Here is a 24,404-nt window from a genome sequence, read left to right as displayed (position 1 = left end):
CACATCTCGCCGCGCCGGTCACCCGGAAGGCGGTCGCCCGCCGGGTGCCCGGCGCCCCGCTCAGCCCCGGCACCCCTCCAGCAGCCGCAGCCACACCTCGCTCATCGTGGGGTAGGCGGGCACGGCGTGCCAGAGCCGGTCGATCGGCACCTCGCCGACCACCGCGACGGTGGCCGAGTGCAGCAGCTCGGCGACCCCGGGGCCGACCAGACAGGCCCCGACCAGCAGCTTCCGGTCCAGGTCGAACACCACCCGGGCCCGGCCCCGGTACTCGTCGCCGTACAGCGAGGCCCCGGCGACGGCGCCGAGGTCGTGGTCGACGTGCTTGACCCGCAGCCCGGCCCGTTCGGCCTCGGCCAGGGTCAGGCCGACGGCGGCGACCTCCGGGTGCGTGAAGACGACCTGCGGCGCGCCGGCGCTGTCGGCCGACGCGGCGTGCGCGCCCCAGCGCGAGGTGTCCAGCGCGTGCCCCTGGGCCCGGGCGGCGATCGCCGCGCCCGCGATCCGCGCCTGGTACTTGCCCTGGTGGGTGAGCAGCGCCCGGTGGTTGACGTCCCCGGCGGCGTACAGCCAGCCGCCGTCCACGCCGAGCACCGTGCAGCTGTCGTCCACGTCCAGCCAGTCGCCGGGCTTCAGACCGACCTGCTCCAGCCCGACGTCGGCGGTGCGCGGGGCCCGGCCGGTCGCGTACAGCACCTCGTCGGCGCTCAGCCGCTCCCCGTCGCCGAGGGTGAGCAGCACCGGCCCGGCGCCGTCCGCCCGCTCCAGCGCGCTGACCTCCGCCGCGAACCGGACGTCCACCCCGGCCTCCCGCAGGCCCTCGGTGACCAGCTCGCCCGCGAACGGCTCCATCCGCGGCAGCAGCCGCTCGCCGCGCACCAGCAGCACCACCGCGGAGCCCAGCGCCCGCCAGGCCGTCGCCATCTCCACCCCGACCACCCCGCCGCCCACCACCACGAGCCGCCCGGGGGCGGCCGACGCACTGGTGGCCTCCCGGCTGGTCCACGGTCGGGCCTCCGCCAGCCCCGGCACGTCAGGCGGCAGCACCGGACGGCTGCCGGTGCACACGGCGACGGCGTGCCGTGCGGTGAGCACCCGCTCGCCGCCGTCCTCGCCCTCCACCGTGACGGTCCGCACGCCGGCCAGCCGGCCGTGGCCGCGCACCAGCTCGATCCCGGTGTCCCGCAGCCACTTCACCTGGCCGTCGTCGCTCCAGTGCGAGGTGAAGGAGTCCCGGCGGGCCAGCACCGCCGCGACGTCCAGCCGGCCGTTGCCGACCGCCTCCCGGGCGCCGGCCACGGCCCGGGCCTCGGCCAGCGCGGCCACCGGGCGCAGCAGCGCCTTGCTCGGCATGCAGGCCCAGTACGAGCACTCGCCGCCGACGAGTTCGGCCTCCACGATCACCGTGCGCAGCCCGGCGGCGGCCGTCCGGTCGGCCACGTTCTCACCGGTCGGCCCGGCCCCCAGGACGATGACGTCGTACTCCTCGGGCGTGGCGGTGGTCATGCGCGCTCCTCCGTGGTGTCGATGGCCGCCCCGGCCCGCGGGGTCGGGACGGCGGGCGTGCGCCGGTGGCCGTCCGGCGGCCCCTCGCTGCCCGCCCCGGTGGCGGCGTGCCCGGCGACCGCGCCGAACCGCCGGAACTCCGGCCCGGCACAGGCCGGTTCGCCCGCCGGGCGGTTCGGGGTCCGGTGCCGGTCCGGGGTCCGGTGCATGGGCGCGGCTCGCTCTCCGTTCGGGCCGGCCTGCCCGCCGGACCGGCGCCGGGCCGCGTGCCCGGCGCCGTGCCCATCCTGCGCCGTCGGCACGCGTTCGCGCAGGCGAACACGCGGACGGGAGTGCGGACGGCAGCGCGTGCGGACCGCGCCCGTGCCCGCACCTGACGGCCCGCTCGGTGCGCTCAGAGCTCCGCGAGCTCTGCCAGCAGAGCCGCCGTGTCGGCCGGGCGGGAGAACATCGGCCAGTGCCCGGTGGGCAGTTCGCGCAGCTCCCAGCGCGGCCCGATGGCGGTGAAGAACGGGTGGCCGGCCGCGATCATCTCCCGCACCTGGGAGAGCGGGAACGAGCAGGACACCAGCGCGTGCGGCAGGTCGGCCGCGCCGCCCGTCAACTTCAGCTTGTCCCGGAACGCCCCGGCCGGGTGGGCGGTGGCCCGCTCGGCGACGCGCGCGAGCGTGGCCTCGTCCAGGCCCTCGATGCTGGCCCCGTGCGCGGCGAGGTACTCCCAGGACGGCATCGGGAGGCGGCCGTCGACCACCGAGGCCTCGGCCGTCTCCCGGAAGTCGGGCTGCCACACGTCGGAGACCGAACTCCCGTCGATCAGCGGGCCGGTGTCCAGGTAGACCACCCGGCGGATGCGCTCCGGCAGCCGGTCCGCCGCGCCGCCGACCGGGGCGGTGGCGCCGCTGTGCGCGACCAGCACGACCTCCCACAGGTCCTCGCGGACCAGCAGACCGGTCAGTTCGGAGATGTGGTCCTCCAGCCCGATCTCCCCGCCCCCGCCCGCGCGCTCGGCGAGCCCGGGCAGGGTCACCGCGTGGACGGTGTGCCCGGCCGCCCGCAGCGGCTCGGCGACCTCGTCCCAGGCCCAGCCGCCGAGCCAGAAACCGGGGACCAGTACGAACGTGCTCATGGTGGATCGCTCCTTCGCCGTGGTGACGGGTCGGTTCGGAGGACGCCGGGGGCCGCGGGTGGAACGCTCAGGCCCGGCCCTCGGCGGCCTGCTCCTCCGCAACCTTGCGCTTCACCTCGGCCATGTCCAGCTGCCGCGCCTGACCGATCAGATCCTCGAACACCGGCTCCGGCAGCGCACCGGCCTGGGAGAACACCAGCACGCCCTCGCGGATGATCGCCAGCGTCGGAATCGACTGGATGCCGAACGCCGCGGCCAGCTCCTGCTGCGCCTCGGTGTCCACCTTCGCGAAGACCAGGTCCGGGTGGCGCTCGGCCGCCTTCTCGTACACCGGGGCGAACTGGCGGCACGGACCGCACCACCCGGCCCAGAAGTCGATGAAGACGAAGTCCTTGCCCTCCGGGCCGGGGACGAAGTCGTCGAAGTTCTCCCTGGTCAGTTCGACCGTGTTGCTCATGTCGGGGTTCCTTCCCTTCCGGGGGCGGCGGCTCTGGCCATGCGCCCGCGACAACCGCCCGGAGCGGTGGGGTATTCCGACGGGGAGTGCGGGCGCCCGCGCCGTTGAGCAGCGGACCGCCGCCGCCCGTACAGAAGGGTGTCCATCCGTCCCCCAGCGCGGGAGCACCCCATGCGCAGCAACCCTCGTACCCGCCGGGCCGCCGTGCTCGCCGCCACCGGCATCGCCGCGGCCGCCCTGGTCGCCGGCTGCGGCTCGTCCGGTGGCGGTTCCTCGTACGGCTCCGGCTCGTCGAGCGCCCCCAGCGCTCCCGCGACGCCCAGCGCGCCCGCCACGCCGAGCACGCCCGGCGCCCCGGCCGCCGCCACCCTGCAGACCGCCACCGACCCCAAGCTCGGCACGATCGTCACCGACAGCAGCGGCTTCACGCTCTACCGCTTCGACCAGGACCACAACAATCCGTCCCAGTCCTCCTGCAACGGCAGCTGCGCCGTCACCTGGCCGCCGCTGCTGGACAAGGGCAACGTCACCGTCAAGGGCATCGACAGCAAGCTGGTCGGCAGCGTGACCCGCGCCGACGGCACCAAGCAGGTCACCCTCAACGGCTGGCCGGCCTACCGCTACGCGCCGGACAGCAAACCGGGTGACACCAAGGGCCAGGGTGTGGGCGGCGTCTGGTTCGCGCTGACCCCGGACGGCGGCAAGGCGGGCGCGGCCACGACGTCCACCCCGATGCCGAGCACCCCCGCCACGCCCCCGCCCGCCGCCCCCGGTTACGGCTACTGACCCCCGGCTACGGCTACTGACCGTTACCGCCCGGGTGCCCGGCCGGTGCGGTCGGCTCACCTCGACCAGGAGACGCCGGTGCGCAACGATGAAGTGGTGACCGAGGAGCACCCCGGCGGCGGCAGGTCCGCGCACGGCACGGGGGCGCCGGACGAGGAGCTGATGCGCGCCCTGTACCACGAGCACGCCGGTCCGCTCTTCGGCTTCGTGCTCCACCTGGTCGCGGGGGACCGGCAGCGGGCCGAGGACGTGGTGCAGGAGACCCTGGTCCGGGCCTGGCGCAACATCCACCGGCTCGACCCGGACGTCGGCTCGCTGCGGCCCTGGCTGGTCACGGTCGCCCGGCGGATCGTCATCGACGACCACCGCAGCGCCCGCGCCAGGCCCCGCGAGGTGGACGCGGCGCCGCTGGAGCTGCTCCCTGCCGAGGACGAACTGGACCGGGCCCTGCGCATGATGACCATCGCGGACGCGCTCGGCGACCTCTCGCCGGCCCACCGCGAGATCATCGTCGAGACCTATCTGAAGGGCCGCACGGCCAACGAGGCGGCCGCCGAACTCGGCATCCCGGCCGGGACCGTCCGGTCGCGGGTGTTCTACGCACTGCGCTCGCTCAGGCTCGCGCTGGAGGAACGGGGAGTGACATCGTGACCATGCGCCCCGACCCCCCTGCCCCCGGCGGCCCGAGCGGGATGCCGCCCGGACTCGGCGGACCCGGCGGACCCGGTGGGATGCCGCCCGGACTCGGCGGACCCGAGCACGTGGACGTCGGCGCCTACCTCCTCGGCCTGCTGGAACCCGCCGAGCGCGCCGCCTTCGAGCGCCACCTGGCCGACTGCCCGCCGTGCATGGAGCAGGTCGCCGGACTCGGCTTCGTCGAACCGCTGCTGGCCGAGTACAAGGCCTCGGCGACGGCCGCCGGCCTGGACCCGGCTGGCCCCGCCCCCCGCCCGGACCCGCGGCTCCTGGACCGGCTGGTCGCCGACGTCACGGCCGGCCGGAAGCGGGGCCGGGTGCGGCGGCTGGTGCTGGTCGTGGCGGCGGCCGTGATGGTGGTGGCGGGTCCCGCCGTCACGGCCGCGGTGATCTCCGCCGAGTCCACGCCCGCCGTGGTGGCCGTCGCCGAGCAGTTCTCCGCGACCGACCCGGGCACCGGCGCCCGGGCCGTCGTCGGCGTCGACGGCAAACCCTGGGGCAGCCAGATCAGTCTGCAACTCGCCGACGTCCGGGGCCCGTTGACCTGCCGCCTGGTCGCCGTCTCGCACTCCGGCGACCGCCAGACGGTCACCACCTGGAACGTCCCGCCGAGTGGCTACGGCAAGGACGACGTGCTGCGCACCACGGGCGGCGCGGCCCTCCAGCCCGGGCAGATCGACCACTTCGAGGTCCGCGTCCAGAACACCGGCAGCCTGCTGGTCTCCGTCCCGGCCCACCACACCTGAGTCAGACCTGGTGGACCCGTCAGGCCTGTCAGACCTGTCGGACCTGTCGGACCTGTCAGGCCAGGAAGCAAGCCGGCCGGTACGCCACCAGCCGCTCGATCCTGGCCCGACCCCGTCGGCCCGGCCAGTGCGGGTCGGGCTCGCCCGCGCCGGTCATGTGCTCGCGCTGCCAGATCCGGCTCCAGCCCACCCGCAACTCCGGTTCGTAGCTGTGCGGCCGCCCGCAGGGGCAGGGCCGCAGCACCCGTGCGCAGCCCGGGCACAGCTCGGCGGTGCCGTCCCCGGTCGACAGCGCGACGGGCGCGCCGGTCTCCCCGCAGGCCGGGCAGCCGGGCAGCTCGACGCCGTCCAGCAGGGCGTTCTGCCGCCGGACGTAGCCGGGCAGGTCGAGCGCCGGGTGGAGGAAGGGGTCGTGCCGCCAGGCGTCGTTCGGCCAGGGTTCCCGCCAGTCCGGCTGCCACCATGGCGAAGGCCCGGTCGGGCTGCGCTGCCCGGCCCGCTTCTCCGCCCGGCGCCGCGCCCCGTACTGCTCGGCGCGCGCCGTCCGGAGCACCCGGGCCTCGTGCAGCTCCTCCACCGCCCGCACCAGCGACTCCGGGTCCGCCTCCAGCCGCCGGGGCATCCGGGCGCTCAGCGTCAGGTGGTGGTAGGTCGCCCGCAGCCCGTACGGCGCGAACTCGGTCAGGCAGGTGCGCAGCGCACTGTGCCGCCGGTGGAGCGGGAGCGCGTCGTCGTGCACCCGCTGCCGGTGGGTGAGGAAGCTGGTCACGGCTGGTCGGCGAGGTCCAGGGCGCGGGCGAGCGCGGCGGTGACCGCCTCGGCGTGCTCGGGCAGCTGCTGCTGCGCCCAGCTCCCGGCCAGCCGGAGGAAGTCCCGCAGGTCCTGCTCGGCGGTCGCGATCAGGGTGCGCAGCTCGTCCAGCGGCAGCTCGATCACCGGGCTGCCGCCCTTGGCGTGGGCGTCGACGGTGAGCCGGACGGTGTGCCCGGTGCGTTCGGCCAGCGGGAACGGATCGTGGCCGAACGAGGCGCTCCCCGCGCCGTCGGTGACCTCCAGCCAGGCGCGCCACTCCTCCAGGCCGTTGCAGCAGCCCGGCTGGAGGACGACGCCGGTGGCGGTGTCGGTGACCCGGAAGCCTCCGCTCGCGAGGAGGCACTCCCGGTTGAGCAGCCCGTGCAGGAAGGCGCCCGGCTGGTTCGCCGGGCGCGGCCCGAGCTCCTCGTCCAGTTCCGCGTTCGCGTCCTGGTCCGCGTCCTCCTCGTCGTCGTAGGGGTTGTTGGCCTCGGCGATCTGCATCACCGCCGTGCCGACCTCGGCCGGCGTCAACTCCCCGTCCAACAGCAGGAATCCGTGCGGCTCGTGCTCGCCGACGGGCCAGAGCGCGAAGTCGCCGGGGGCGAAGATCTCCAGGACGGGCTGCATCAGAATCACCCGGGGATCATGCCGGACATCCGTCCCGCCCGGCCACGCCATTTCCCGCGCGCCCGCCTTCACCGCACGTCCGCCTCACCGCGCGCCCGCCGCGCCCCGCCGAAGCGCCCGCCCTCACCGCACGTCCGCCGCGATCTGCTGGAGCACCCGACCGCAGCGCCGGGCGAAGGCCCGTTGCAGGAACGGCAGCAGCGGCCCGGCCAGCCGGGCGTACCAGGCGACCGGGCGGCTGAACGCGGTGACGGTGAACCACACCTCCTCGCCCGGCCCCATCGCGACCGCGAACGTCTCCTCGCCGCAGGCCAGATGGCCCGCCCGGGTGCCGTAGGTGAAGCCGTAGCGGTCCGGGCCGTGCGCACTGGCGACCACCCGGTTCGGGGCGCCGGCCCGCAGCGCGCCGATGCCGATCGCGCAGTGCACGGCCACGCCGGGGGCGGCCTCCTCGGCCTCCGCCGCGATCCGCACGCCGGCCAGGCGGTGCATCCGCCAGCCGAGCAGGGCGGCGCCGGTCACCTCCAGGACGGCGCGCCCGTGGCCGACGAGCGCCCGGTGGCGCAGCCGGCGGTATCCGTCCGGCAGCGGGCCGTTGGCGCTGGCGCCGACTTCGGGATAGCTGAGGTCGTTCATCGGGAGGCCTCCGGGGTGGTGCGGGCCTGGACGGTCCCCAGCCGGCGCCAGGCGAGCAGGGCGCAGAGGGCGAAGCCGAGCGCGTTGCCGACGCCGTGGGTGGCGGCCATCCAGGTCAGGCTGGGGTGGGGGAGTCCGGACGCCTGGCCGAGCGCCCACCAGAGCGCGAGCACCATGGTGAGGGCGAGCACCGCCGAGGAGACGGCCAGCAGCCGGGCGGTGACCGGGTCGGCGGCGCGGCCGCGCAGTTCGCGCCAGGTGAGCAGACCGACCAACCACATGCCGGTGGTGAGGACGACGGCTCCGGCGAACTGCAGCCAGGCGCCGAGGAAGTACCCGGCCAGGACGAGCAGGGTGCCGGCCGGGACGCTGAGCGCGGCGCAGCGGGCGGCGGCCGCGCGGGCTCCGGTGGGGCCCGGTCGGGTGGCGCGGCAGACGAGTCCGGCGACCAGGGCGGCGGTGAATCCGGCGTAGTGGAAGTGCGGGACGGTCAGCGCCAGGATGTGCGGCTCGAAGCCGAAGAGCGGGTAGCCGGAGCGCTCGGCGACCAGCGCGACGCCGGCCACCGAGGGCGTGGCGAGCGCGGTGAGGACGGCGACCTCGGCCGGGGCGAGCGAGCGGGTCCGGGCCAGTCGGCGCGGCGCGTGCAGGGCGACGGCGAGGGTGCCGAGCGCGTACAGGGTGGCGCAGCCGGTGGCGAGGCCGCCGCGCGGCAGCCAGAGCGAGAGCGCGCCGGGGACGGCGGCGAGCGGCCAGAGCCGGCGCACGCGGGCGAGCCCGGGTTCGTCGATCAGGGCGAGGCCGAGCGGGACGACCGCCCCCATGCCGAGCAGGACCAGCAGGTCCACCAGTTCCGTGGTGCCCTTGCCCATCGGGGCACACCCCCTCTTGAACGCGTTCAAACTGTTCCGCCGGCGACTCTACGCCGCCGGCTTGAACGCGTTCAACTCGCCCTCGGTCCTGCTGGCCGCCTGGTGTTCACGGTGGGTGCGGCGCACTCTGGAGAGGTAACCGATGGAGGTGATCCGCCATGCAGACTCTGGTCGGTTGGCACATCGAGATGGAGTTCCGCGAGGACGGCCCGCGGACGTCCGCCGCCGCCCTGCTCCGGCTCAGTGACGGGACGGAACTGCGCGCCCACGGCTACAGCAGCCGCCACCCGTCGGACCCGGAACAACTGCGGGTCGGCGAGGAGGTCGCGGGGGCGCGCGCGCTCAACGACCTCGCCTCGCAGCTGCTCACCAAGGCCCACGCCGAGATCCAGGACGTCAGTCCGGTCCCGACCCACCCGCTGACGTGATCGGCCGGCACCCGGACGGCGGCGGCTCCGCCGAACCGCACGCCGGGGAACCGTACCGGACGCGCATCCCGCTGATCTGCCCGCGCTGCGGACACGAACAGCGGGTCGTGCCCGGCGGTCCCGGACGCGCGGTCAAGGTCGTGCACGTGGGCACCGGTCAGGAGGCGTGCGAACCCGGTGACCTGGCGCGGGCCCCGGACGACGGGACCTGAGCGGACGACGGGACCTGGGCGGACAACGGGCCCTGAGCGCAACGGCCCCTGCTCGCAACGAGCTTCGGCGTGCCCGGCCCTGACGCCGGCCGCCGGACGCCGGACGCCGGGGACCGGCCGCATCCGATCCCCGGCACTCGACGGGCCCGGTCGACGCAGCTCAGTTGACGCAGTACGTCGTCGGCAGCTGCCACTCCGGCCCGACCAGCCGCTGCTCCAGCTCGTTGAGCGTGATCCGGATGCCGACCGTGCCGGCCAGCCCGACCCGGAACCGGCTGCGGGCGAGCGCGAGCAGTGCCGTCAGGCCGTACTTGTTGATCAGCGAGGTGCGGTACCGCGCGGTCGCGTCCTCGTCGCAGAGCCGTGCGCGGGCCGGGAGTTGGCGGCCGGTCGGGCGCCCGTGGGCGTCGCAGGGGCCGACCAGCACCTTGGGGTGGCGGCGGATCCGTTCGGCCTCGCCGGAGTGCGCGGCGGTCCATACGCCCAGGGCGGTGCCGTCGGGGACCACCCAGATCTGCGAGTCCAGCCGGCTGCCGTCGTCGCCGAAGGTGGTGAGCAGGAGGTATCTGCTGTCGGCGAGCTGGTCGGTGCGGTCGTGCACGATGTCCTCCCTCGTCCGTGGCGGAGCCGTGGCCGGGCCGGTGCCGGTGGCCGGGTCAGTGCCCGTGGCCCTCGGTGATCTCGCGGTACTCCTCGGCGGTCGGCTTGGCGATCCGCGCGTGCTCGCCGTGGAACCCCCGGGACAGTCGGGCGCGGGCGCGGGTGAGCACTCCCGCCGGGTGGGCGACTCCATTCTCGTCGACCGGGGCCGGCAGTTCGAGGGGGCGGGGCTGCTCGTGTGCGGTGAGCCGGTGCAGTTCGGCCGGCGCGAGCCCGGCGTGCACCTCGACGAACTCGCCGTGCGGCAGGCGCTTGATGACGCCGGTCTCGCGGCCGTGCAGCACCTTCTCCCGGTCCCGGCGCTGGAGGCCGAGGCACCAGCGCTTGGTGATCACGAACACGGCCACCGGTGCGACGAAGAAGCCGATCCGCACCGCGTAGGTGATGGCGTTGAGTGACAGGTGCAGGTGGGTGGCGATGAGGTCGTTGCCGCCGCCCGCCAGCATCACCAGGTAGAGGCTGATCCAGGCCGCGCCGAGCGCGGTGCGCACGGGCGCGTTGCGCGGCCGGTCCAGCAGGTGGTGCTCGCGCCTGTCGTCGGTCACCCAGCTCTCTATGAACGGGTAGACCGCGATCGCGCCCAGGATCACCGGGAACAGCGTGAACGGGATCAGTACCCCGAGGTTGAGGGTGTGCCCCCACAGCCCGATCTCCCAGCCGGGCATCACTCGGATCAGCCCCTCGGCGAAGCCCATGTACCAGTCCGGCTGGGCGTCGGTGGAGACCTGGTCGGGCCGGTACGGTCCGTACGCCCAGATCGGGTTGATGGTGGCGACGGCCGCCGTCAGTGCGACGAGCCCGAAGACCAGGAAGAAGAAGCCGCCGGCCTTGGCCAGGTAGACCGGCATCAGCGGCATGCCGACGACGTTCTTCTCGGTCCTGCCCGGGCCCGCCCACTGGGTGTGCTTGTGGTAGAAGACCAGGATCAGGTGCGCGACCAGCAGGCCGAGCATGATGCCCGGGATCAGCAGCACGTGGATGGTGAAGAACCGGGGCACGATGTCGTGGCCGGGGAACTCGCCGCCGAACAGGAACATCTGGAGGTACGTGCCGACCAGCGGGACGGCCAGCAGCACTCCCTCGATGAACCGGATGCCGGTGCCCGACAGCAGGTCGTCCGGGAGCGAGTAGCCGAAGAAGCCGTCCAGCATGCCGAGGAAGAGCAGCAGGAAGCCGAAGACCCAGTTGACCTCGCGCGGCTTGCGGAAGGCCCCGGTGAAGAACACCCGCATCATGTGCACGAACATCGCCGCGACGAAGACCACGGCCGCCCAGTGGTGGATCTGCCGGATCAGCAGCCCGCCGCGCACCTCGAAGCTGATGTCGACGGTCGAGGCGTAGGCCTCGGAGACGGTGATGCCCTTGAGCGGCACGTACGAGCCGTTGTAGACGACCTCGCCCATGGAGGGCTTGAAGAACAGGGTCAGCCAGACACCGGTCAGGATGATGATCACGAAGGTGTACAGGCAGATCTCGCCCAGCATGAAGGACCAGTGGTCCGGGAAGATCTTGCGCAGGTTGGCCTTGGCGAGGGTGTAGATCCCCAGCCGGCCGTCCGCCCAGTCGGCGGCCCGCTGCCCGCGTCCCGGGCTCTGATTCCTGGTCATGTGTACGCACCTCGGTCCCAAGGAAACGGGGATAGTTCCCCGATTCTCGCTGGGGCCACCATAATCGGGGAGTGATCCCCACTTCTACCCCGGGGGTCCGGTCGGCCCGAACGGTGCGGGAAACGGCGAACGGTGCGGGAAACGGCGAACGGCCCGCCCGGTGTCGCTGAGGACACCGGACGGGCCGCTACGCACCCGAGTCACCCCGTGCGGGTCAGTGCACGAGCACCGGGATCTCGTCGGCCTTCGCCGAACCCGAACCCGAACCCGAGGCCGAGTCCGCGCCGGAACCCGCGCCCGGGCCCGCCGTCGCGCCGGGCCGGCCGGCGTTGATGAAGGTGAAGGCGATCGCGGCGGCCGCCACCAGGATCCCGAAGGACACCCAGATCGCGGTCGAGAAGCCGTGCACCATGCCCTGGAACTGCAGGGCCTTCGCGGCCTCCGGCGAGGCGGCGGCCGCGGCGGTGGCGTGCGAGGTGAGCCAGCTGGTGGTGGCGCTGGCCGCGATGGTGTTCAGCAGCGCGGTGCCGATGGCGCCGCCGACCTGCTGCGAGGTGTTGACCATGGCGGACGCGACCCCGGCGTCGCGCGGCTGGACGCCGTGCGTGGCCAGGCTCATGGCCGGCATGAACGCGGTGCCCATGCCGAGGCCCATCAGGATCAGGCCGGGCAGGATCAGCGCCGGGTAGGAGGTGTCCAGGCCGATGCCGGTCAGCAGCAGCATGCCCAGGGAGGCCACCAGGAAGCCGGGCGCCATCAGGAAGCGCGCCGGGATCCGGGTCATCAGCCGGGCGCCGATCTGGGTCGAGCCGGTGATCATGCCCGCCACCATCGGCAGGAAGGCCACCCCGGTCAGCACCGGGCTGTAGCCGAGCACGATCTGCAGGTAGTAGGTCAGGAACAGGAAGAGACCGAACATGCCGATCACGGCCAGGCCGAGCGACAGGTACACCCCGCCGCGGTTGCGGTCCAGCACCACGCGCAGCGGCAGCAGCGGGGCCTTGACCTTCCGCTCCACCACCGCGAAGGCGGACAGCAGCACGGCGGCCGTGGCGAACAGGGCCAGGGTGCTGCCGGCCGTCCAGCCGTTGGACTCGGCCCGGGTGAAGCCGTAGACCAGCGAGACCAGGCCGGTGGTCACCAGCAGCACGCCGGGGACGTCCAGCCGGTTGCGGTTGCGGCCCTCGGCGGGCTCGCGGATCACCAGGACGGCGCCGGCGGCGGCCACCACGGCGAACGGGATGTTGACGAAGAAGGTCCAGCGCCAGTTCAGGTACTCGGTCAGCAGGCCGCCGAGGATCAGGCCGATCGCGCCACCGCCACCGGCGATCGCGCCGTAGATGCCGAAGGCCTTGGCGCGCTCCTTCGCCTCGGTGAAGGTCACCGCGAGCAGCGACAGCGCGGCCGGCGCGAGCAGCGCGCCGAACGCACCCTGAAGGGCGCGGGCGCCGAGCAGCATCGCGGTGTTGGCCGCGGCGCCGCCGAGCGCGGAGGCGAGGGCGAAGCCGGTCAGACCGACCACGAAGGTCCGCTTGCGGCCCCACAGGTCCGCGATCCGGCCGCCGAACAGCAGCAGGCCGCCGAAGGCCAGCGCGTAGGCGGTGATCACCCACTGGCGGTTGCCGTCGGTGATGCCGAGGTCCCGCTGGGCGGACGGCAGGGCGATGTTCACGATGGTGGCGTCGAGGACGACCATCAGCTGGGCGAGGCCGATGAAGATCAGCGCCTTCCAGCGCCGGGGATCGGGCAGTGTCGACGGTCGGGCGTCGGTTTCGGGCATGGGGGTACTCACTTCACGGTGCGTGGGTGTGCGGAACGGGCGTGCGGGCGTGCCGGGATGGCCTCCCGGCGGCCGGCCGGGTCGGCGGGCGCGGGAGGGCGCGGTCGGGTCAGTGGTGCTGCGGTCGGTGGTCGGCCACCGGTGACGGGCGGGCCCGTGAGGGTCCGTCAAAGGTCGGTGCTGGTCGGTCAGTCGCGGGGTTGGAAGTCCTCGAAGGTCGCGGCCCGGCCGGGCAGGACGGACCGGGCGGGCGCCCGCAGTCCGTCCAGGAACAGTTGCAGGTGCCGGTGGACGAAGCCGTCGAGCAGTTGGCAGGAGGTGCCCGGCAGCGGTCGGGTCAGCTGGCTGATCGCGATGAACAGGTCACCGTGGTCGACGTCCGCCCGCAGCTCGCCCGCCGCCCGGGCGCGCTCCATCAGACCGCTCACGGCGGACATCAGGCGCTCGCGGGCCTCGGTGAGGTCCGGGTCGAACGGGTCGACGTGGTGGGTGAAGACCGGGCAGAGTGCGCCGACCTTCTCCGCGACGGCCGCGTGCGCGAACCGCTCCAGCGCCTCGAACGGGCCGCCGCCGTCGGGCGCGTCCGCCTCGGCCGCCGCGGTCTCGGCCAGGGCCAGGATGCGGTTCTTGACGAGCAGTGCCACCTCGCGGATGAGCGAGGCGCGGTCCGGGAAGTTCCGGTACAGCGTGGCGTTGCCGACCCCGGCCCGCTTGGCGATCTCGTCCAGCGGCACGTCCGCGCCGTGCTCGACGAAGGCGTCGCGGGCCGCCAGGACGATCCGCTCCCGGTTGCGGGTCGCGTCGGCGCGCAGCTTGGGCGCGCGGGCGACGGTCTCCACGGGACGGACCGGCTCGGTGGCGGCGGTGGTCACGGCGACTGCTCCTTCAGGATACCGGGGAAGTTCTCCCCGCTTCTGCCTACGGTAGAGCAAACGGGGATTGAGTCCCCGGAAATTTCGCCCTCGCGTGTGACCTGCGTCACATCTCCTGGATGGCCCCCGGCGTGAGGTTGAGCTCCAGTCGCCCCAGCAGTCTGGCCAGCGTCGCGCGGTCGGCCTCGTCCAGCCCGGCCAGCGTGACCGCCTCCAGCTCCCGCCAGGACTGCGCGACCTGGTCGCGCAGCGCACAGGCCGCCGCCGTCGCCTCGACCACCACGGCCCGCCGGTCCGACTCGCTGCGCCGGCGCCGCAGGAAGCCTGCCTGTTCCAGGCGCTGCACCATCCGGGTGACGGTGGAGGCGTCGACGCCCAGCTCCTCGATCAGCACGGCCTGCGGCTGCGGCCCGCGCTCCCAGAGCAGCATCATCAGCAGCTCCTGCCCGGCGTGCAGCCCGTGCGGGCGCAGCAGTCGCTCGGCGGCGGCCCGGTGGAGCCGGGAGACCCGGGCGATGGCCTGACTGGTGCCGCCCGCCTCGGCGAGGGGCTGGTTCAGTTGCTCGCGCACCCGGTCATTGTACGCGCAACCAATCTCCGGTCATCCGGCAGATCCCCCTTGCCTTCCCCGCCCTCCAGGCGTTTACTTGGCCGCGCAAGCAAAACGATTGGCCGCGCAACCAATGCGCGGCCGAAGGCGAACAGGGGAGCCAGCCATGCGAGTCATCAGCCAGACCGTGCGCGTCAACGACCCGGCCGACCCGGACGAGGTGAAGCTCACCCGCGACGACGTCTGGGCGGGCCTGCTGCGCAAGGCCGAGAACGCCGTGCCGTTCGTCGCCGCCATGGACGAGTGCACCGTCCTGGAGCGCACCGCGAACGGCCTGGTCCGCGAGGTCGTCTTCCACGGCGAACGCGTGCGCGAGGAGATCGTCTTCCACCCGAAGACCCGGGTCAGCTTCTTCCGCGACGACGAGGCCGCCCGCTGGGTGATCCACAACGACATCGACGAGGACGAGCAGGGCCTCACCCTCACCTTCCGCGGCGAACTCGACCTCGGCGGCGGCGAAGCCGAAACCGCCGCCGCCGACCGCATGCACGCCGGCTACCTCCTCGCCCTCCGGACCACCCTCAAGCTCTCCCGCGAGGCCGTCCGGAACAGCTGACCCCCACCCGCCGGCCGCAGCCCACCCCCCCGCCCGGGCGGGGCGCAGTGTCAGGCCGCTGCCCTAGCGTGATCGGCATGAACACCGGTGACGACCGCCGTGGGCAGATGCTGCCCGACGAGTTCGACGAGCTCGCGCGGCTGGCCCCGCGCGCGGTCGAGGGCATCCGGTTGGAGTTCATCAATGGAAGGCTGTGCGTTGCGTCGGGGCGCGACGGGAGCCACGCCCGGACGGTCCAGTGGCTCGTGCGGAGCTGCCTCGACGCGCGCCCGGAGCTGTGGCTGTACGACCAGGGGCTGGCGATCCAAGCCGACGGGGCCGGGCGGGCCCGGCCGGACGGCGTGCTCGCCGTCAGCGGGACCTTCGCCGGACAGGGGGAGTGGGCCCGCCTCGACGGCGTCCTGATGGTCGCCGAGGTCACCGGCTGTGACGCCGAAACCGACCGTCGCGACCGCGTCGAGAAGCCCCGCGCCTACGCCGAGAGCGGCATCCCCCTCTACCTGCTGATCGACCGGGACTCCGCCGAGGTCACCGTCTACAGCGAGCCCGGCGGCGTCCGCTACGAGAACGCGCACACCCTCCCCTTCGGCAAGACCGTCCACCTCCCCGAGCCGGCCGGCTTCTCCCTCGACACCGAGCCGCTGAAGAACTGGGTGCGCTGATCCCGGCCATGTCTTCCGGGCGGGTTACCTCCCCGAGCCTAGGCTGGGGGCGCCCGGGCGGCCGGTGGGGTCGTGGGAGTCGGGACGGGCCCGGCGGCCGGGTGGCGAGGAGGTCCGCGATGGGCAGCGGTGAGACCGCCAAGGTGCGCTGCGTGGCGGCCGTTCCGTGTTGGGTGAGCCTGACGGCCCGGGATCTGGAAGGGGCGAAGGCGTTCTACGGGCCGCTGCTCGGGTGGGAGTTCGAGCCGGGGCCGGAGCGGTTCGGCCCGTACGTGCACGCGGTGGCCGGCGGGGAGGCGGTGGCCGGGCTGGGGGTCGCGGGGGGCGGCTGGGACATGCCGGTCGCCTGGACCAGCTACTTCGGCACGGAGAGCGCGGACGCCGCCGCCGACGCGGTGCGCGAGCGCGGGGCGACGCTCGCGGTCGGCCCGCTGTCCTTCGACGCCGGGCGGGTGGCCTTCGCGGCGGACCCGGCCGGGGCGGTGTTCGGCATCTGGGAGGGGCCGCTGGGCCGGGCCCGGCGGCTGGACCTGCCGGGTGCGCCGGTCTGGATCGAGCTGCGCACGCCGGACCCGTTCGCGGCGGCGATGTTCTACGGCGAGGTGTTCCGCTGGGACGGCCGGGATCCGGAGCGCTTCGACGTCCGCTGGGAGCACGACCGGGTGGTGCTGCGGGCGGAGGGGCACAGCGTGGCGGCGCTGGCGAAGGAGCAGGCGGGCGGTCCGGCGGGGATGCCGCCGCACTGGGAGGTGTCGTTCGCCGTGTCGGACACCGACCGGGCGCTGGCCTGGGCGGTGGAGCTGGGCGGTTCGGCGCTGGGTCCGGCCTTCGACTCCCCGTACGGCCGGGTGGCCCGGCTCCAGGACGCGGAGGGCGGCCGGTTCGCGGTGATCAGCCCGAAGGGGTAGCCGACTGATCGGCGAGCCGCTCAGCCCGCCGACCGCTCAGCCCGCCGACCGTTCGGCCCGCAGGCGGTCGCCGAGGGCCGCGCGGGAGGCGGCGGGCAGGGCCTTGCGGGCGGCCGGGAAGAGACGTTTCTCCTCCTGGGCCAGGTGCCGGCGGACGGTTTCGGCGAGCCCACGCAGCAGGGCGTCCAGCGCCGGGTCGTCCGGGCCGAGGCCCTGGAGGTCGGACAGGTACTGCCCGATCGCCAGGTGGTCGTGGATGCTGCTGAACACCAGTGCCCCGCCGTCCGGTACGTCGTGCTGGACGACCGGGAACAGGTGCTCCTCCTCGGCGGCGCAGTGGGTGAACAGCAGGTCGGTCAGCCGGACCAGCCGTTCGGCGCGCTCGGCGCTGCCGTCGGGAGCCTCCTCGACCAGGGTGAGCAGCTCGGTGACGGCCCGGTGGTCGGCGGTGAACTCGCCGAGGATGTCCGGCCTGCGGCTCATGGCGCCCGCCTCTCCTGCGAACCCCCCGACCGAAGGCCCCCGCTACCTCCAGTATCCGGCCTCCGCCCGATCGGTGGTCGGAGCCCGGTCGGGGGCCGGCAGGCGAGCGGGCCCGTCGCAGGTCAGGGCCGGTCGCGCCGCCCGGTGAGGGCGAGCAGCCGGGTCTGTGGGCTGGCGTCCGCCGGGACGGGCAGTGGCGGGTCGAAGAGCCCGCTGGCGGAGAGGTCCCCGTAGCCGCCGACCTCGCCGAGCGCGTAGTCGACCAGCTCGTCCGGGAGTCGGGTGTGCTGCCGGATGCCCTCGGCGAGGTCCCAGGCGTGCACGACCAGGTCGGCGGTGAGCTGGTCGAGGTAGGACTGGCCGGAGACGTCGCCGAAGGAGAGGTGGACGGTGAGCTCGGTGGCGCCGGGGACGGCGAAGGCGGTGCGGGCGGCCTCGGCGGCGGAGGTCCAGGCGGCGATCGGGTCGTCGCCGAGGACGTCGCCGTCGAAGCGGCCGCCGACCTCGGAGATGGTGGCGCCCATGAGCAGTTCGGGCACCCAGAGCTGTTCCCCGGTGATGTGGTTGACGAGGTCGCGCACGGACCAGTCGGCGCACGGGGTGGTGTCGCCCCACTGGCCGGGGGCGATCAGCCGGACGCGTTCGTCGAACGCGGCCAGGGCTTCGGCGTAGGGCGTGTGTGTCGCCTGCCGGGATTGCCTGCGGTGAGCCATGTCTCCACCTTGCTCCGGGGTTGGGGTGGCCCGCGACAGCTGGGGCGGCGGTCCTGAGTGCAAGTTGTTCAAAATCAAACATCACGGTACGGTCGAGCAGCGGCCAGTTCGAATTTGAACAACCGCATCACCTCATCACGCCGAGTGACCGACCCCGATCGATGGAGACGCGCATGCCGAGCAGCAGCCCGAGCACGACCGCCGCCACCACGCCCACCGCCACCGCCACCGCCGCCGTCTTCCGGGACCAGGCGGTGACCTCTCCGCACGCCTACGACGCCGGACTCCTGCTCCTGCGCCTGACCCTCGGCCTGACCATGGCCGCGCACGGCAGCCAGAAGCTGTTCGGCTGGTTCGGCGGTGGCGGGATCGACGGGACCGGTCAGTTCTTCACCATGAGCGGCTATCCGGCGGGCAACACCATGGCCGTGGTCGCCGGCTTGACCGAGACGCTGGGCGGACTCGCCCTCGCTGTCGGCCTGTTGACCCCGCTCGCGGGCGCCGCGATCGTCGGCACGATGGTCAACGCGATCGCCGTCACCTGGGGTGGCGGCTTCTTCGCCCCGAAGGGCAGCGAGTACGAACTGCTGCTCACGGCGGGCGCCGCCGCCCTCGCCCTGACCGGCCCGGGCCGCTACGCCGTGGACCGCTTCCTGCCCGTGCTGCGCGCCCACCGCCTGGCGTACGGCGCGGCCGCCCTCCTGGTCGGTCTGGTGACGGCCGGCGCCATCCTGCTGCTGCGGAAGTAGCTCCTGCCGTCAACTGGACAACACTCAGGCCGTAGTGACGATCAGTCACCACGGCCTGAGTGCGTTTCAGGGCCGAACGGGGCCCTGCGCAGGGGCTTCCCATGGCATGTGATGTGTGCCATGGTACATGTCACACTCCCCACCGTGTGAACGACGGGCCGCCCCACGCGGCGCCGTCGCCATCGGTCCTCGCCCCCCACAGGCCGCACCCCAAGGCGGCCGACGACGGCCCGGAGGCCCCCACGTGAGTACCGCACGCCTGCTGCGACTTCCGCAGCTGGCACGACTCTTAACGCTCGCCCTGACCCTGCTCCTGACGATCGGCCTGTTCGCCCCGCGCGGTCAGGCCGCCCCCGCCGCCGCGTCGAACACCGGCGCCGGCACCACCCCCGCCCGGACCGCCCCCACCGGTCCGCCGCCCCCGCCCGCGATCGGCGCGACCCCGCAGGAGAAGGAGGACGGCCGTACCGCCCTGACGCCGGACCGGTTGACGCCGCTGCCGCTGAAGTCCGGTGCGCCGGACCAGCCGGCGGCCCGGCAGCCGGCCGCCAAGGCGCTCGGCCTCGGCGCGGCCGCCGACGCCGCCCCGGCCTGCAACGTCGGCGACTTCACCAGCCGCACCGGTGACGCGCTGGTCCAGCAGATCAAGTCCGTCGACCTGGACTGCGTCAACCAGCTGTTCCAGGTCGGCCGTTCGGACATGGCGCCGGCCTTCCGCGAGTCCCAGATGACGGCCGTGGCGTACGCGGTGCGCGACGCCGCCACCACCTACCAGGGCAACGACACCGGCTCCATCGCCCAGTTGATGCTCTACCTCCAGGCCGGCTACTTCGTGCAGTTCTACAACCCGGACGTGGTGGGCCCGTACGGTGCCGGCCTGAAGGCCGCGACCCGCGCCGGCCTGGACGCGTTCTTCGCCAACCCGCACTCGCGGGACGTCAGTTACGAGAACTCCATCTCGCTGGCCCGGGCCACCACGCTGATCGACAGCGCCCAGGACAGCGCCCGCTACCTGTACGTCGTCAAGCAGCTGCTCACCGACTACAACAGCGCCACCTGGAACCAGTCCAACATGTCCTGGGCGCTCAACCCGGTGTTCACCGTGCTCTTCCGCGGCCACCAGGAGGCGGACTTCCTGCCCGCCGTGCAGGCCGACCCGAGCGTGCTCGACACCCTGTACACCTTCGCCGTCCGCAACAACGACCAACTCGGCGGCGACTACGCGAGCCTGGTCTTCAACGCGGTCACCGAGCTGGGCCGCTTCATGCAGTACCAGGCGTTCCTGCCCAAGCTGCGCCCGTACGAGCAGACGCTGGCCGCGCAGTCCTCGCCGAGCGACCGCACCCGGTACCAGCGGGCCGCCGTCGCCCTGTCGGTCAAGTTCTTCGACGCCGCCAACTGCTCGTACTACGGCACCTGTGACGACCCGGCCCGCTTCAAGGCCGCCAACCTGACGGTCTCGTACACCTGTAGCCCGAGCATCAGGATCATCGCCCAGGCCCTGGACACCACCCAGCTGGGCACCGCCTGCACCAGCCTCACCGGCCAGGACGCCTTCTTCCACTCGGTGGTGCGCGACCAGGGGCCGGTCAAGGACGACGGCAACACCACGATCGAGGTCGTGGTCTTCCACTCCTCCTTCGACTACCGGGTGCTGGCCGCGCTCATCTACGACATGGACACCAACAACGGCGGCATGTACCTGGAGGGCAACCCGGCCACGGCCGGCAACCAGCCGCGCTTCGTCGCCTACGAGGCCGAGTGGGCCCGCCCGTCGTTCGAGATCTGGAACCTCAACCACGAGTACACCCACTACCTCGACGGCCGGTTCGACATGTACGGCGACTTCAACGCCGGCATGTCCACCCCGACCGTCTGGTGGGTCGAGGGCTTCGCCGAGTACGTCTCCTACTCGTACCGCAAGGTGGTCAACGACGGCGCCATCGCGGCGGCCGCCCGGCACACCTACAAGCTGAGCGACCTCTTCGACACCGTCTACGGCGACCAGGAGCGGGTGTACCGCTGGGGCTACCTCGCCGTCCGCTACATGCTGGAGCAGCACCGCGCGGACATGGACGCCGTGCTCGCCAAGTACCGGGTCGGGGACTGGGCCGGGGCCCGCACCCTGCTCAAGACCACCATCGGCACCCGCTACGACGCCGACTTCGACAGCTGGCTGACGACCTGTGCGAACGGCGCCTGCGCCGTCACGCCCACCCTGCCGCGGCTGCCGGAGTGCACCGGCGCGGACGTCCGGCAGCTGGGCGCCAACTGCGGCCGCAGCAACGTCGCGGCGACCACCGGCAACTACGCGCACTTCTACCTCTGGGTGCCGGCCGGCACCAAGCAGGTGAAGGTCACCAGCAGCGGCGGCACCGGCAACGGTGACCTCTACTACAACAGCCGCGGCTGGGCGTACACCAACGCGTACACCTCGCGCTCGGCCGGCCCGGACAACTCCGAGACGCTGACCGTGACCAACCCGCCCGCCGGGTACGTCTACTTCAGCCTCTACGCCCAGCAGGGCTTCAGCGGGGTGAGCGTCACGAGCGAGTTCTGACCCGGCCCGCCCCGGGCGATCCACGACAGGTGACCGCCCCGGCGGAGCGCTCCGGCGCCCCGCCGGGGCGGGTCCGGTTCCTCATGGGCCCCGCCCTCCCCGGCCGGGCGCGTCACTCGCCGATCCGGACCAGCGCCAGCGTGATGTTGTCCGGCCCGCCGGCCTCGATCGCGGCCTTCCACAGCTCGAACGCGGCCTTCCCGTCTGCCCGTTCGACCTCCTCGTAGGAGCGGGCCAGCAGCTCCGCCAGCTGCTCCTCCGGCACCGGGTCGGTTAGCCCGTCGCTACAGATCAGGTAGCGGTCCCCGGCGGCCAGCGGCGCGGTGCGCACGTGCGGTTCGACGAAGGTCAGCCCGAGCGAGCCGCCGAGGGTCTGGGTGACCACCGAGGTGGTGCGGCGGCCGGGCGGCAGCGGCGGACTGTCGTCCACGCTGACCCGGTCCAGCCCGTCCCCGGCGACCCGGTAGACCCGGCTGTCGCCGACGTTGAAGGCCACCGCCTGCCCGGGCAGCAGCACCAGGCCGGCCACCGTGGTGCCCATCGAGGCCAGCTCCGGGTCCCCGGCGGCGGCCGCGAAGACGGCCCGGTTGCACTCCTGGAGCTCCTCCCGGACGGCCTCCTCGTCCTCCAGCGCGAGGCCGTCGGCGGCCAGTCGGCGGGCCACCAGGGCGCTGGCGACCTCTCCGCCGGGGTGGCCGCCGAGGCCGTCCGCCACCGCGACGACGCAGGGCGGGCCGAGCGGGAACAGCAGGGTCTGCGGATTGGTGGTCACGGTCGCGCAGAGCGTCCACGGCCCGACCGTCAGGCTGTCCTCGTTGTGCTCGCGCACCAGCCCCTCGTGGCTCAGCGCGCTCACCGCGATGTACGCCGCCATCGTCCGTCGCCCTTTCGGAGCCCCCCGCTGTTGTCGGCCGCCCCGCCTTCCATTGTGGGCGGGAACAGCGATCCCCACCCGGCGCACGGTCGTCGCCCGTGCCGATCCGTCCGCTCTGCGGTGTAATCGTCCACATGATCGGATTTCCACTGGTCCGTCACGCCCGCCGGTATCCCCGCGGCCGGCACCCGCGGCTCCGGATCGACCCCGGGAACGGGGGGTGACCGTGCGGCCCGAACCGCAGGCCGTGCTGTCCCCGCTGACCGGCGCGGCGGTCTTCCTCGTCCTCACGGTCGAACCCGGCGGCGAGGACGCCGTCCGGGCGCTGCTGCCCGACCTCGCCGGGCTGCGCCGCTCGGTCGGCTTCCGCGCCCCCGAGGGCGGCCTGACCTGCGTCACCGGGATCGGCTCGGACGCCTGGGACCGGCTCTTCGACGGCCCCAGACCGGCCGGCCTGCACCCCTTCCGGGAGCTGGCCGGCCCGCGCCACCGGGCCCCGGCCACCCCCGGCGACCTGCTGCTGCACCTGCGGGCCACCCGGCCGGACCTCTGCTTCGAACTCGCCACCCGGCTCACCGACCGGCTCGCCGGGGCCGCCACCGTGGTCGACTCCGTCCAGGGCTTCCGGTACTTCGACGAGCGGGACCTGCTCGGCTTCGTCGACGGCACCGAGAACCCCGAGGGCCGGGCCGCCGAGACCGCCGCCGTGGTCGGCGCGGAGGACCCGGACTTCGCCGGCGGCAGCTACGTCGTGGTCCAGAAGTACCTGCACGACCTCGCCAAGTGGAACGCCCTGAGCACCGAGGAGCAGGAGCGGGCGGTCGGCCGCAGCAAGCTCGCCGACATCGAGTTCGCCGACGCGGACCAGCCCGCCGACTCGCACGTCGCGCTCACCGGCGTCACCGGGCCGGACGGCGAGGAGCGGCAGATCGTCCGCTTCAACATGCCGTTCGGCTCCTTCGAGCGCGGCGGCGAGTACGGCACCTACTTCATCGGCTACGCGCGCACGCCCGAGGTGACCGAGGAGATGCTACGCAACATGTTCCTCGGGCGGCCGCGCGGGACCACCGACCGGCTGCTCGACTTCTCCACGGCCGTCACCGGCTCGCTGTTCTTCGTCCCCGCGGCCGACCTCCTCGACTCCCCGCCTCCCGCGCCCGGCCGGCCGCCCGCCGGGGACGGCTCGCCCGCCGCCGGGGACGGTTCGCTCGGCATCGGCGGCCTGCGCGGCACCACCCCCTGAGCGCCCGCCGCCCCGAAAGAACCGACACCGGAGCCCGACGCCCCGAACGCCCGGGAAAGGACCTCATGAACAACCTGCACCGGGACCTCGCCCCGGTCTCCGCCGCCGCCTGGGCGGAGATCGAGGAGGAGGCCCGCCAGACCTTCACCCTGCACATCGCCGGCCGCCGGGTGGTCGACCTGCACGGCCCCGAGGGTGCCGCCCTCGCCGCCGTCGGCACCGGGCACCTGACCGGCATCGACCCGCCCGCCCACGGCGTCCAGGCCCACGCCCGCGCCGCCCAGCCGGTGGTGGAGCTGCGGGTGTCGTTCACCGTCCGGCGCGCGGCGGTCGACGACGTGGAGCGCGGCTCCCGCGACTCCGACTGGCAGCCGGTCAAGGACGCGGCCCGCACCATCGCCCTGGCCGAGGACCGCGCGGTCTTCGACGGCTACCGGGCCGCCGGGATCGAGGGCATCCGGGCCGCCGCGGCCAACCCGCCGGTGCCGCTGCCCGGGGACGTCCGCGAGTACCCCGAGGCCGTCAGCCGGGCGCTCACCGCGCTGCGGCTGGCCGGCGTCGGCGGCCCGTACTCGCTGCTGCTGGGCGCGGACGCCTTCACCGCCGTCAACGAGACCAGCGACCACGGCTACCCGGTCCACAACCACCTGGCCCGGCTCCTCGACGGCGACATCATCTGGGCCCCGGCCATCGAGGGCGCCTTCCTGCTCTCCACCCGGGGCGGGGACTTCGAGCTCTTCCTCGGCCAGGACGTCTCGGTGGGCTACCTCTCCCACGACGCCGAGACGGTCCGGCTCTACCTCCAGGAGTCCCTCACCTTCCGCGTCTACACGGGTGAGGCCGCCGTGGTCCTGGGCGGCGCCGACCAGTGATCGGCGAGGGGTGAGGCTCAGCCCACAGCCGGAAGGGTACTGAGTTCCTTTACCAGGGGTACTGAGTGCCGTATTCTCTCGAACGAGCCTCTGACACCAGTCGAAGAGAGCCGACACGGTAGGCCGGTCCAGGTGGCGCTTGCGGCGCGCGCGGCGCGGCCGGGCCCGCTTGGCACTCAGTACCCTCGGTGCGACCTGAGGCCGTGAACCAGCGCACCCGCGACAGGAGAACCGCTCATGAGCTTGAGGATCGTCGTCTGTGTGAAGCACGTTCCGGACGCGACGGGTGACCGTCGTTTCGCGGACGACCACACCACCGACCGGGAGGGCGTGGACGGCCTTCTGTCGGAGCTGGACGAGTACGGCGT

At 73.6% G+C, this 24,404-nt stretch carries 27 protein-coding genes and 1 pseudogene; 12 read left to right on the top strand and 16 right to left on the bottom strand.

Annotated features, from left to right (window positions below):
* Positions 1-60: 60 nt before the first annotated feature.
* The 4 genes from ABTY15_RS29745 to ABTY15_RS29730 all read right to left on the bottom strand — a co-directional run bounded on the left by ABTY15_RS29745 (position 61) and on the right by ABTY15_RS29730 (position 3,089).
* Positions 61-1,506 carry a dihydrolipoyl dehydrogenase family protein gene (locus tag ABTY15_RS29745; protein ID WP_350602086.1) on the bottom strand — a complete coding sequence of 482 codons (1,446 nt, stop codon included), beginning with the start codon at positions 1,504-1,506 and terminating at the stop codon, positions 61-63.
* Positions 1,503-1,715, bottom strand: coding sequence for a hypothetical protein (locus ABTY15_RS29740; protein WP_350602085.1), 213 nt, complete (start codon positions 1,713-1,715; stop codon positions 1,503-1,505). The genes ABTY15_RS29745 and ABTY15_RS29740 overlap by 4 nt, the downstream gene beginning before the upstream one ends.
* Before the next feature lie 185 nt (positions 1,716-1,900).
* Complete coding sequence (locus tag ABTY15_RS29735) at positions 1,901-2,632, bottom strand: alpha/beta fold hydrolase (protein ID WP_350602084.1); 732 nt, start codon at positions 2,630-2,632, stop codon at positions 1,901-1,903.
* A 67-nt stretch (positions 2,633-2,699) separates the two neighbouring features.
* The gene (locus tag ABTY15_RS29730) at positions 2,700-3,089 is read right to left on the bottom strand and encodes a thioredoxin family protein (RefSeq protein ID WP_350602081.1); all 390 of its coding nucleotides are present in this window, start codon (positions 3,087-3,089) and stop codon (positions 2,700-2,702) included.
* 171 nt (positions 3,090-3,260) lie between these two features.
* Between ABTY15_RS29730 and ABTY15_RS29725 the strand changes: the two genes are divergently transcribed.
* From ABTY15_RS29725 to ABTY15_RS29715, 3 genes are all read left to right on the top strand, one after another.
* The gene (locus ABTY15_RS29725) at positions 3,261-3,875 is read left to right on the top strand and encodes a hypothetical protein (protein WP_350602080.1); all 615 of its coding nucleotides are present in this window, start codon (positions 3,261-3,263) and stop codon (positions 3,873-3,875) included.
* Between the two features lie 78 nt (positions 3,876-3,953).
* A complete protein-coding gene (locus ABTY15_RS29720; protein ID WP_502893626.1) occupies positions 3,954-4,526 on the top strand; it encodes a sigma-70 family RNA polymerase sigma factor in 573 nt (190 codons plus the stop codon).
* A gap of 80 nt (positions 4,527-4,606) precedes the next feature.
* A complete protein-coding gene (locus ABTY15_RS29715; RefSeq protein ID WP_350602079.1) occupies positions 4,607-5,317 on the top strand; it encodes a zf-HC2 domain-containing protein in 711 nt (236 codons plus the stop codon).
* A 55-nt stretch (positions 5,318-5,372) separates the two neighbouring features.
* On the opposite strand, the gene ABTY15_RS29710 is transcribed toward ABTY15_RS29715, so the two are convergent.
* The 4 genes from ABTY15_RS29710 to ABTY15_RS29695 all read right to left on the bottom strand — a co-directional run bounded on the left by ABTY15_RS29710 (position 5,373) and on the right by ABTY15_RS29695 (position 8,247).
* The gene (locus ABTY15_RS29710) at positions 5,373-6,086 is read right to left on the bottom strand and encodes a hypothetical protein (protein WP_350602078.1); all 714 of its coding nucleotides are present in this window, start codon (positions 6,084-6,086) and stop codon (positions 5,373-5,375) included.
* On the bottom strand, positions 6,083-6,739 hold the full coding sequence (locus ABTY15_RS29705; RefSeq protein ID WP_350602142.1) for a hypothetical protein: 657 nt from the start codon (positions 6,737-6,739) through the stop codon (positions 6,083-6,085). Before ABTY15_RS29705 ends, ABTY15_RS29710 begins: the two co-directional genes overlap by 4 nt.
* A 123-nt stretch (positions 6,740-6,862) precedes the next feature.
* Positions 6,863-7,375, bottom strand: a complete 513-nt coding sequence (locus ABTY15_RS29700; RefSeq protein WP_350602077.1) for a DUF1990 domain-containing protein — start codon at positions 7,373-7,375, stop codon at positions 6,863-6,865.
* Positions 7,372-8,247 carry a YndJ family protein gene (locus ABTY15_RS29695; RefSeq protein ID WP_350602076.1) on the bottom strand — a complete coding sequence of 292 codons (876 nt, stop codon included), beginning with the start codon at positions 8,245-8,247 and terminating at the stop codon, positions 7,372-7,374. The genes ABTY15_RS29700 and ABTY15_RS29695 overlap by 4 nt, the downstream gene beginning before the upstream one ends.
* Positions 8,248-8,405: 158 nt before the next feature.
* Between ABTY15_RS29695 and ABTY15_RS29690 the strand changes: the two genes are divergently transcribed.
* Complete coding sequence (locus ABTY15_RS29690; protein ID WP_350602075.1) at positions 8,406-8,675, top strand: DUF1876 domain-containing protein; 270 nt, start codon at positions 8,406-8,408, stop codon at positions 8,673-8,675.
* A 372-nt stretch (positions 8,676-9,047) separates the two neighbouring features.
* Here the strand turns inward: ABTY15_RS29690 and ABTY15_RS29685 are convergent, their stop codons facing one another.
* The 5 genes from ABTY15_RS29685 to ABTY15_RS29665 form a co-directional block, all read right to left on the bottom strand.
* The gene (locus ABTY15_RS29685) at positions 9,048-9,488 is read right to left on the bottom strand and encodes a PPOX class F420-dependent oxidoreductase (protein ID WP_350602073.1); all 441 of its coding nucleotides are present in this window, start codon (positions 9,486-9,488) and stop codon (positions 9,048-9,050) included.
* A 55-nt stretch (positions 9,489-9,543) separates the two neighbouring features.
* Positions 9,544-11,154, bottom strand: a complete 1,611-nt coding sequence (qcrB, locus tag ABTY15_RS29680) for a cytochrome bc1 complex cytochrome b subunit (protein ID WP_350602072.1) — start codon at positions 11,152-11,154, stop codon at positions 9,544-9,546.
* Between the two features lie 214 nt (positions 11,155-11,368).
* Complete coding sequence (locus ABTY15_RS29675) at positions 11,369-12,934, bottom strand: MFS transporter (RefSeq protein WP_350602071.1); 1,566 nt, start codon at positions 12,932-12,934, stop codon at positions 11,369-11,371.
* A gap of 188 nt (positions 12,935-13,122) precedes the next feature.
* A complete protein-coding gene (locus ABTY15_RS29670) occupies positions 13,123-13,806 on the bottom strand; it encodes a TetR/AcrR family transcriptional regulator (protein WP_350602070.1) in 684 nt (227 codons plus the stop codon).
* Between the two features lie 106 nt (positions 13,807-13,912).
* Positions 13,913-14,377, bottom strand: a complete 465-nt coding sequence (locus tag ABTY15_RS29665; RefSeq protein ID WP_350602069.1) for a MarR family winged helix-turn-helix transcriptional regulator — start codon at positions 14,375-14,377, stop codon at positions 13,913-13,915.
* A 145-nt stretch (positions 14,378-14,522) separates the two neighbouring features.
* Between ABTY15_RS29665 and ABTY15_RS29660 the strand changes: the two genes are divergently transcribed.
* The 3 genes from ABTY15_RS29660 (at position 14,523) to ABTY15_RS29650 (ending at position 16,542) form a co-directional block, all read left to right on the top strand.
* Positions 14,523-14,972 (top strand): SRPBCC family protein, encoded by a 450-nt coding sequence (locus ABTY15_RS29660; protein WP_350602068.1) that lies wholly within the window; start codon positions 14,523-14,525, stop codon positions 14,970-14,972.
* A gap of 77 nt (positions 14,973-15,049) precedes the next feature.
* Positions 15,050-15,634, top strand: coding sequence for a Uma2 family endonuclease (locus tag ABTY15_RS29655; protein WP_350602066.1), 585 nt, complete (start codon positions 15,050-15,052; stop codon positions 15,632-15,634).
* Positions 15,635-15,753: 119 nt separating this feature from the next.
* Entirely contained in the window at positions 15,754-16,542 is a 789-nt protein-coding gene (locus ABTY15_RS29650) for a VOC family protein (RefSeq protein ID WP_350602065.1), read from the top strand.
* A gap of 36 nt (positions 16,543-16,578) precedes the next feature.
* Here the strand turns inward: ABTY15_RS29650 and ABTY15_RS29645 are convergent, their stop codons facing one another.
* Together ABTY15_RS29645 and ABTY15_RS29640 are read right to left on the bottom strand one after the other, a co-directional pair.
* Positions 16,579-17,025: a hemerythrin domain-containing protein gene (locus tag ABTY15_RS29645; protein WP_350602064.1), complete on the bottom strand. Its 447-nt coding sequence runs from the start codon at positions 17,023-17,025 to the stop codon at positions 16,579-16,581.
* Positions 17,026-17,147: 122 nt separating this feature from the next.
* Positions 17,148-17,738 (bottom strand): TIGR03086 family metal-binding protein, encoded by a 591-nt coding sequence (locus tag ABTY15_RS29640; protein ID WP_350602063.1) that lies wholly within the window; start codon positions 17,736-17,738, stop codon positions 17,148-17,150.
* A 173-nt stretch (positions 17,739-17,911) separates the two neighbouring features.
* Between ABTY15_RS29640 and ABTY15_RS29635 the strand changes: the two genes are divergently transcribed.
* Complete coding sequence (locus ABTY15_RS29635) at positions 17,912-18,487, top strand: DoxX family protein (RefSeq protein ID WP_350602062.1); 576 nt, start codon at positions 17,912-17,914, stop codon at positions 18,485-18,487.
* A 244-nt stretch (positions 18,488-18,731) separates the two neighbouring features.
* Positions 18,732-21,047, top strand: coding sequence for a M9 family metallopeptidase (locus ABTY15_RS29630; RefSeq protein ID WP_350602061.1), 2,316 nt, complete (start codon positions 18,732-18,734; stop codon positions 21,045-21,047).
* 112 nt (positions 21,048-21,159) lie between these two features.
* On the opposite strand, the gene ABTY15_RS29625 is transcribed toward ABTY15_RS29630, so the two are convergent.
* Positions 21,160-21,921, bottom strand: a complete 762-nt coding sequence (locus ABTY15_RS29625) for a PP2C family protein-serine/threonine phosphatase (protein ID WP_350602059.1) — start codon at positions 21,919-21,921, stop codon at positions 21,160-21,162.
* A 220-nt stretch (positions 21,922-22,141) separates the two neighbouring features.
* Between ABTY15_RS29625 and ABTY15_RS29620 the strand changes: the two genes are divergently transcribed.
* The 3 genes and pseudogenes from ABTY15_RS29620 to ABTY15_RS29610 form a co-directional block, all read left to right on the top strand.
* Positions 22,142-23,164 carry a Dyp-type peroxidase gene (locus ABTY15_RS29620; protein WP_350602058.1) on the top strand — a complete coding sequence of 341 codons (1,023 nt, stop codon included), beginning with the start codon at positions 22,142-22,144 and terminating at the stop codon, positions 23,162-23,164.
* Between the two features lie 65 nt (positions 23,165-23,229).
* The gene (locus ABTY15_RS29615) at positions 23,230-24,036 is read left to right on the top strand and encodes a family 1 encapsulin nanocompartment shell protein (protein ID WP_350602057.1); all 807 of its coding nucleotides are present in this window, start codon (positions 23,230-23,232) and stop codon (positions 24,034-24,036) included.
* Positions 24,037-24,273: 237 nt separating this feature from the next.
* Positions 24,274-24,404 (top strand): annotated as a pseudogene (locus tag ABTY15_RS29610) (electron transfer flavoprotein subunit beta); the annotation flags it as partial.

This window comes from Kitasatospora sp. NPDC097643 (assembly GCF_040302625.1).
Classification (GTDB): domain Bacteria; phylum Actinomycetota; class Actinomycetes; order Streptomycetales; family Streptomycetaceae; genus Kitasatospora.
The sequence above is the reverse complement of the archived record's forward strand: the minus strand, read 5'-3'. Positions and strand labels throughout refer to the sequence as shown.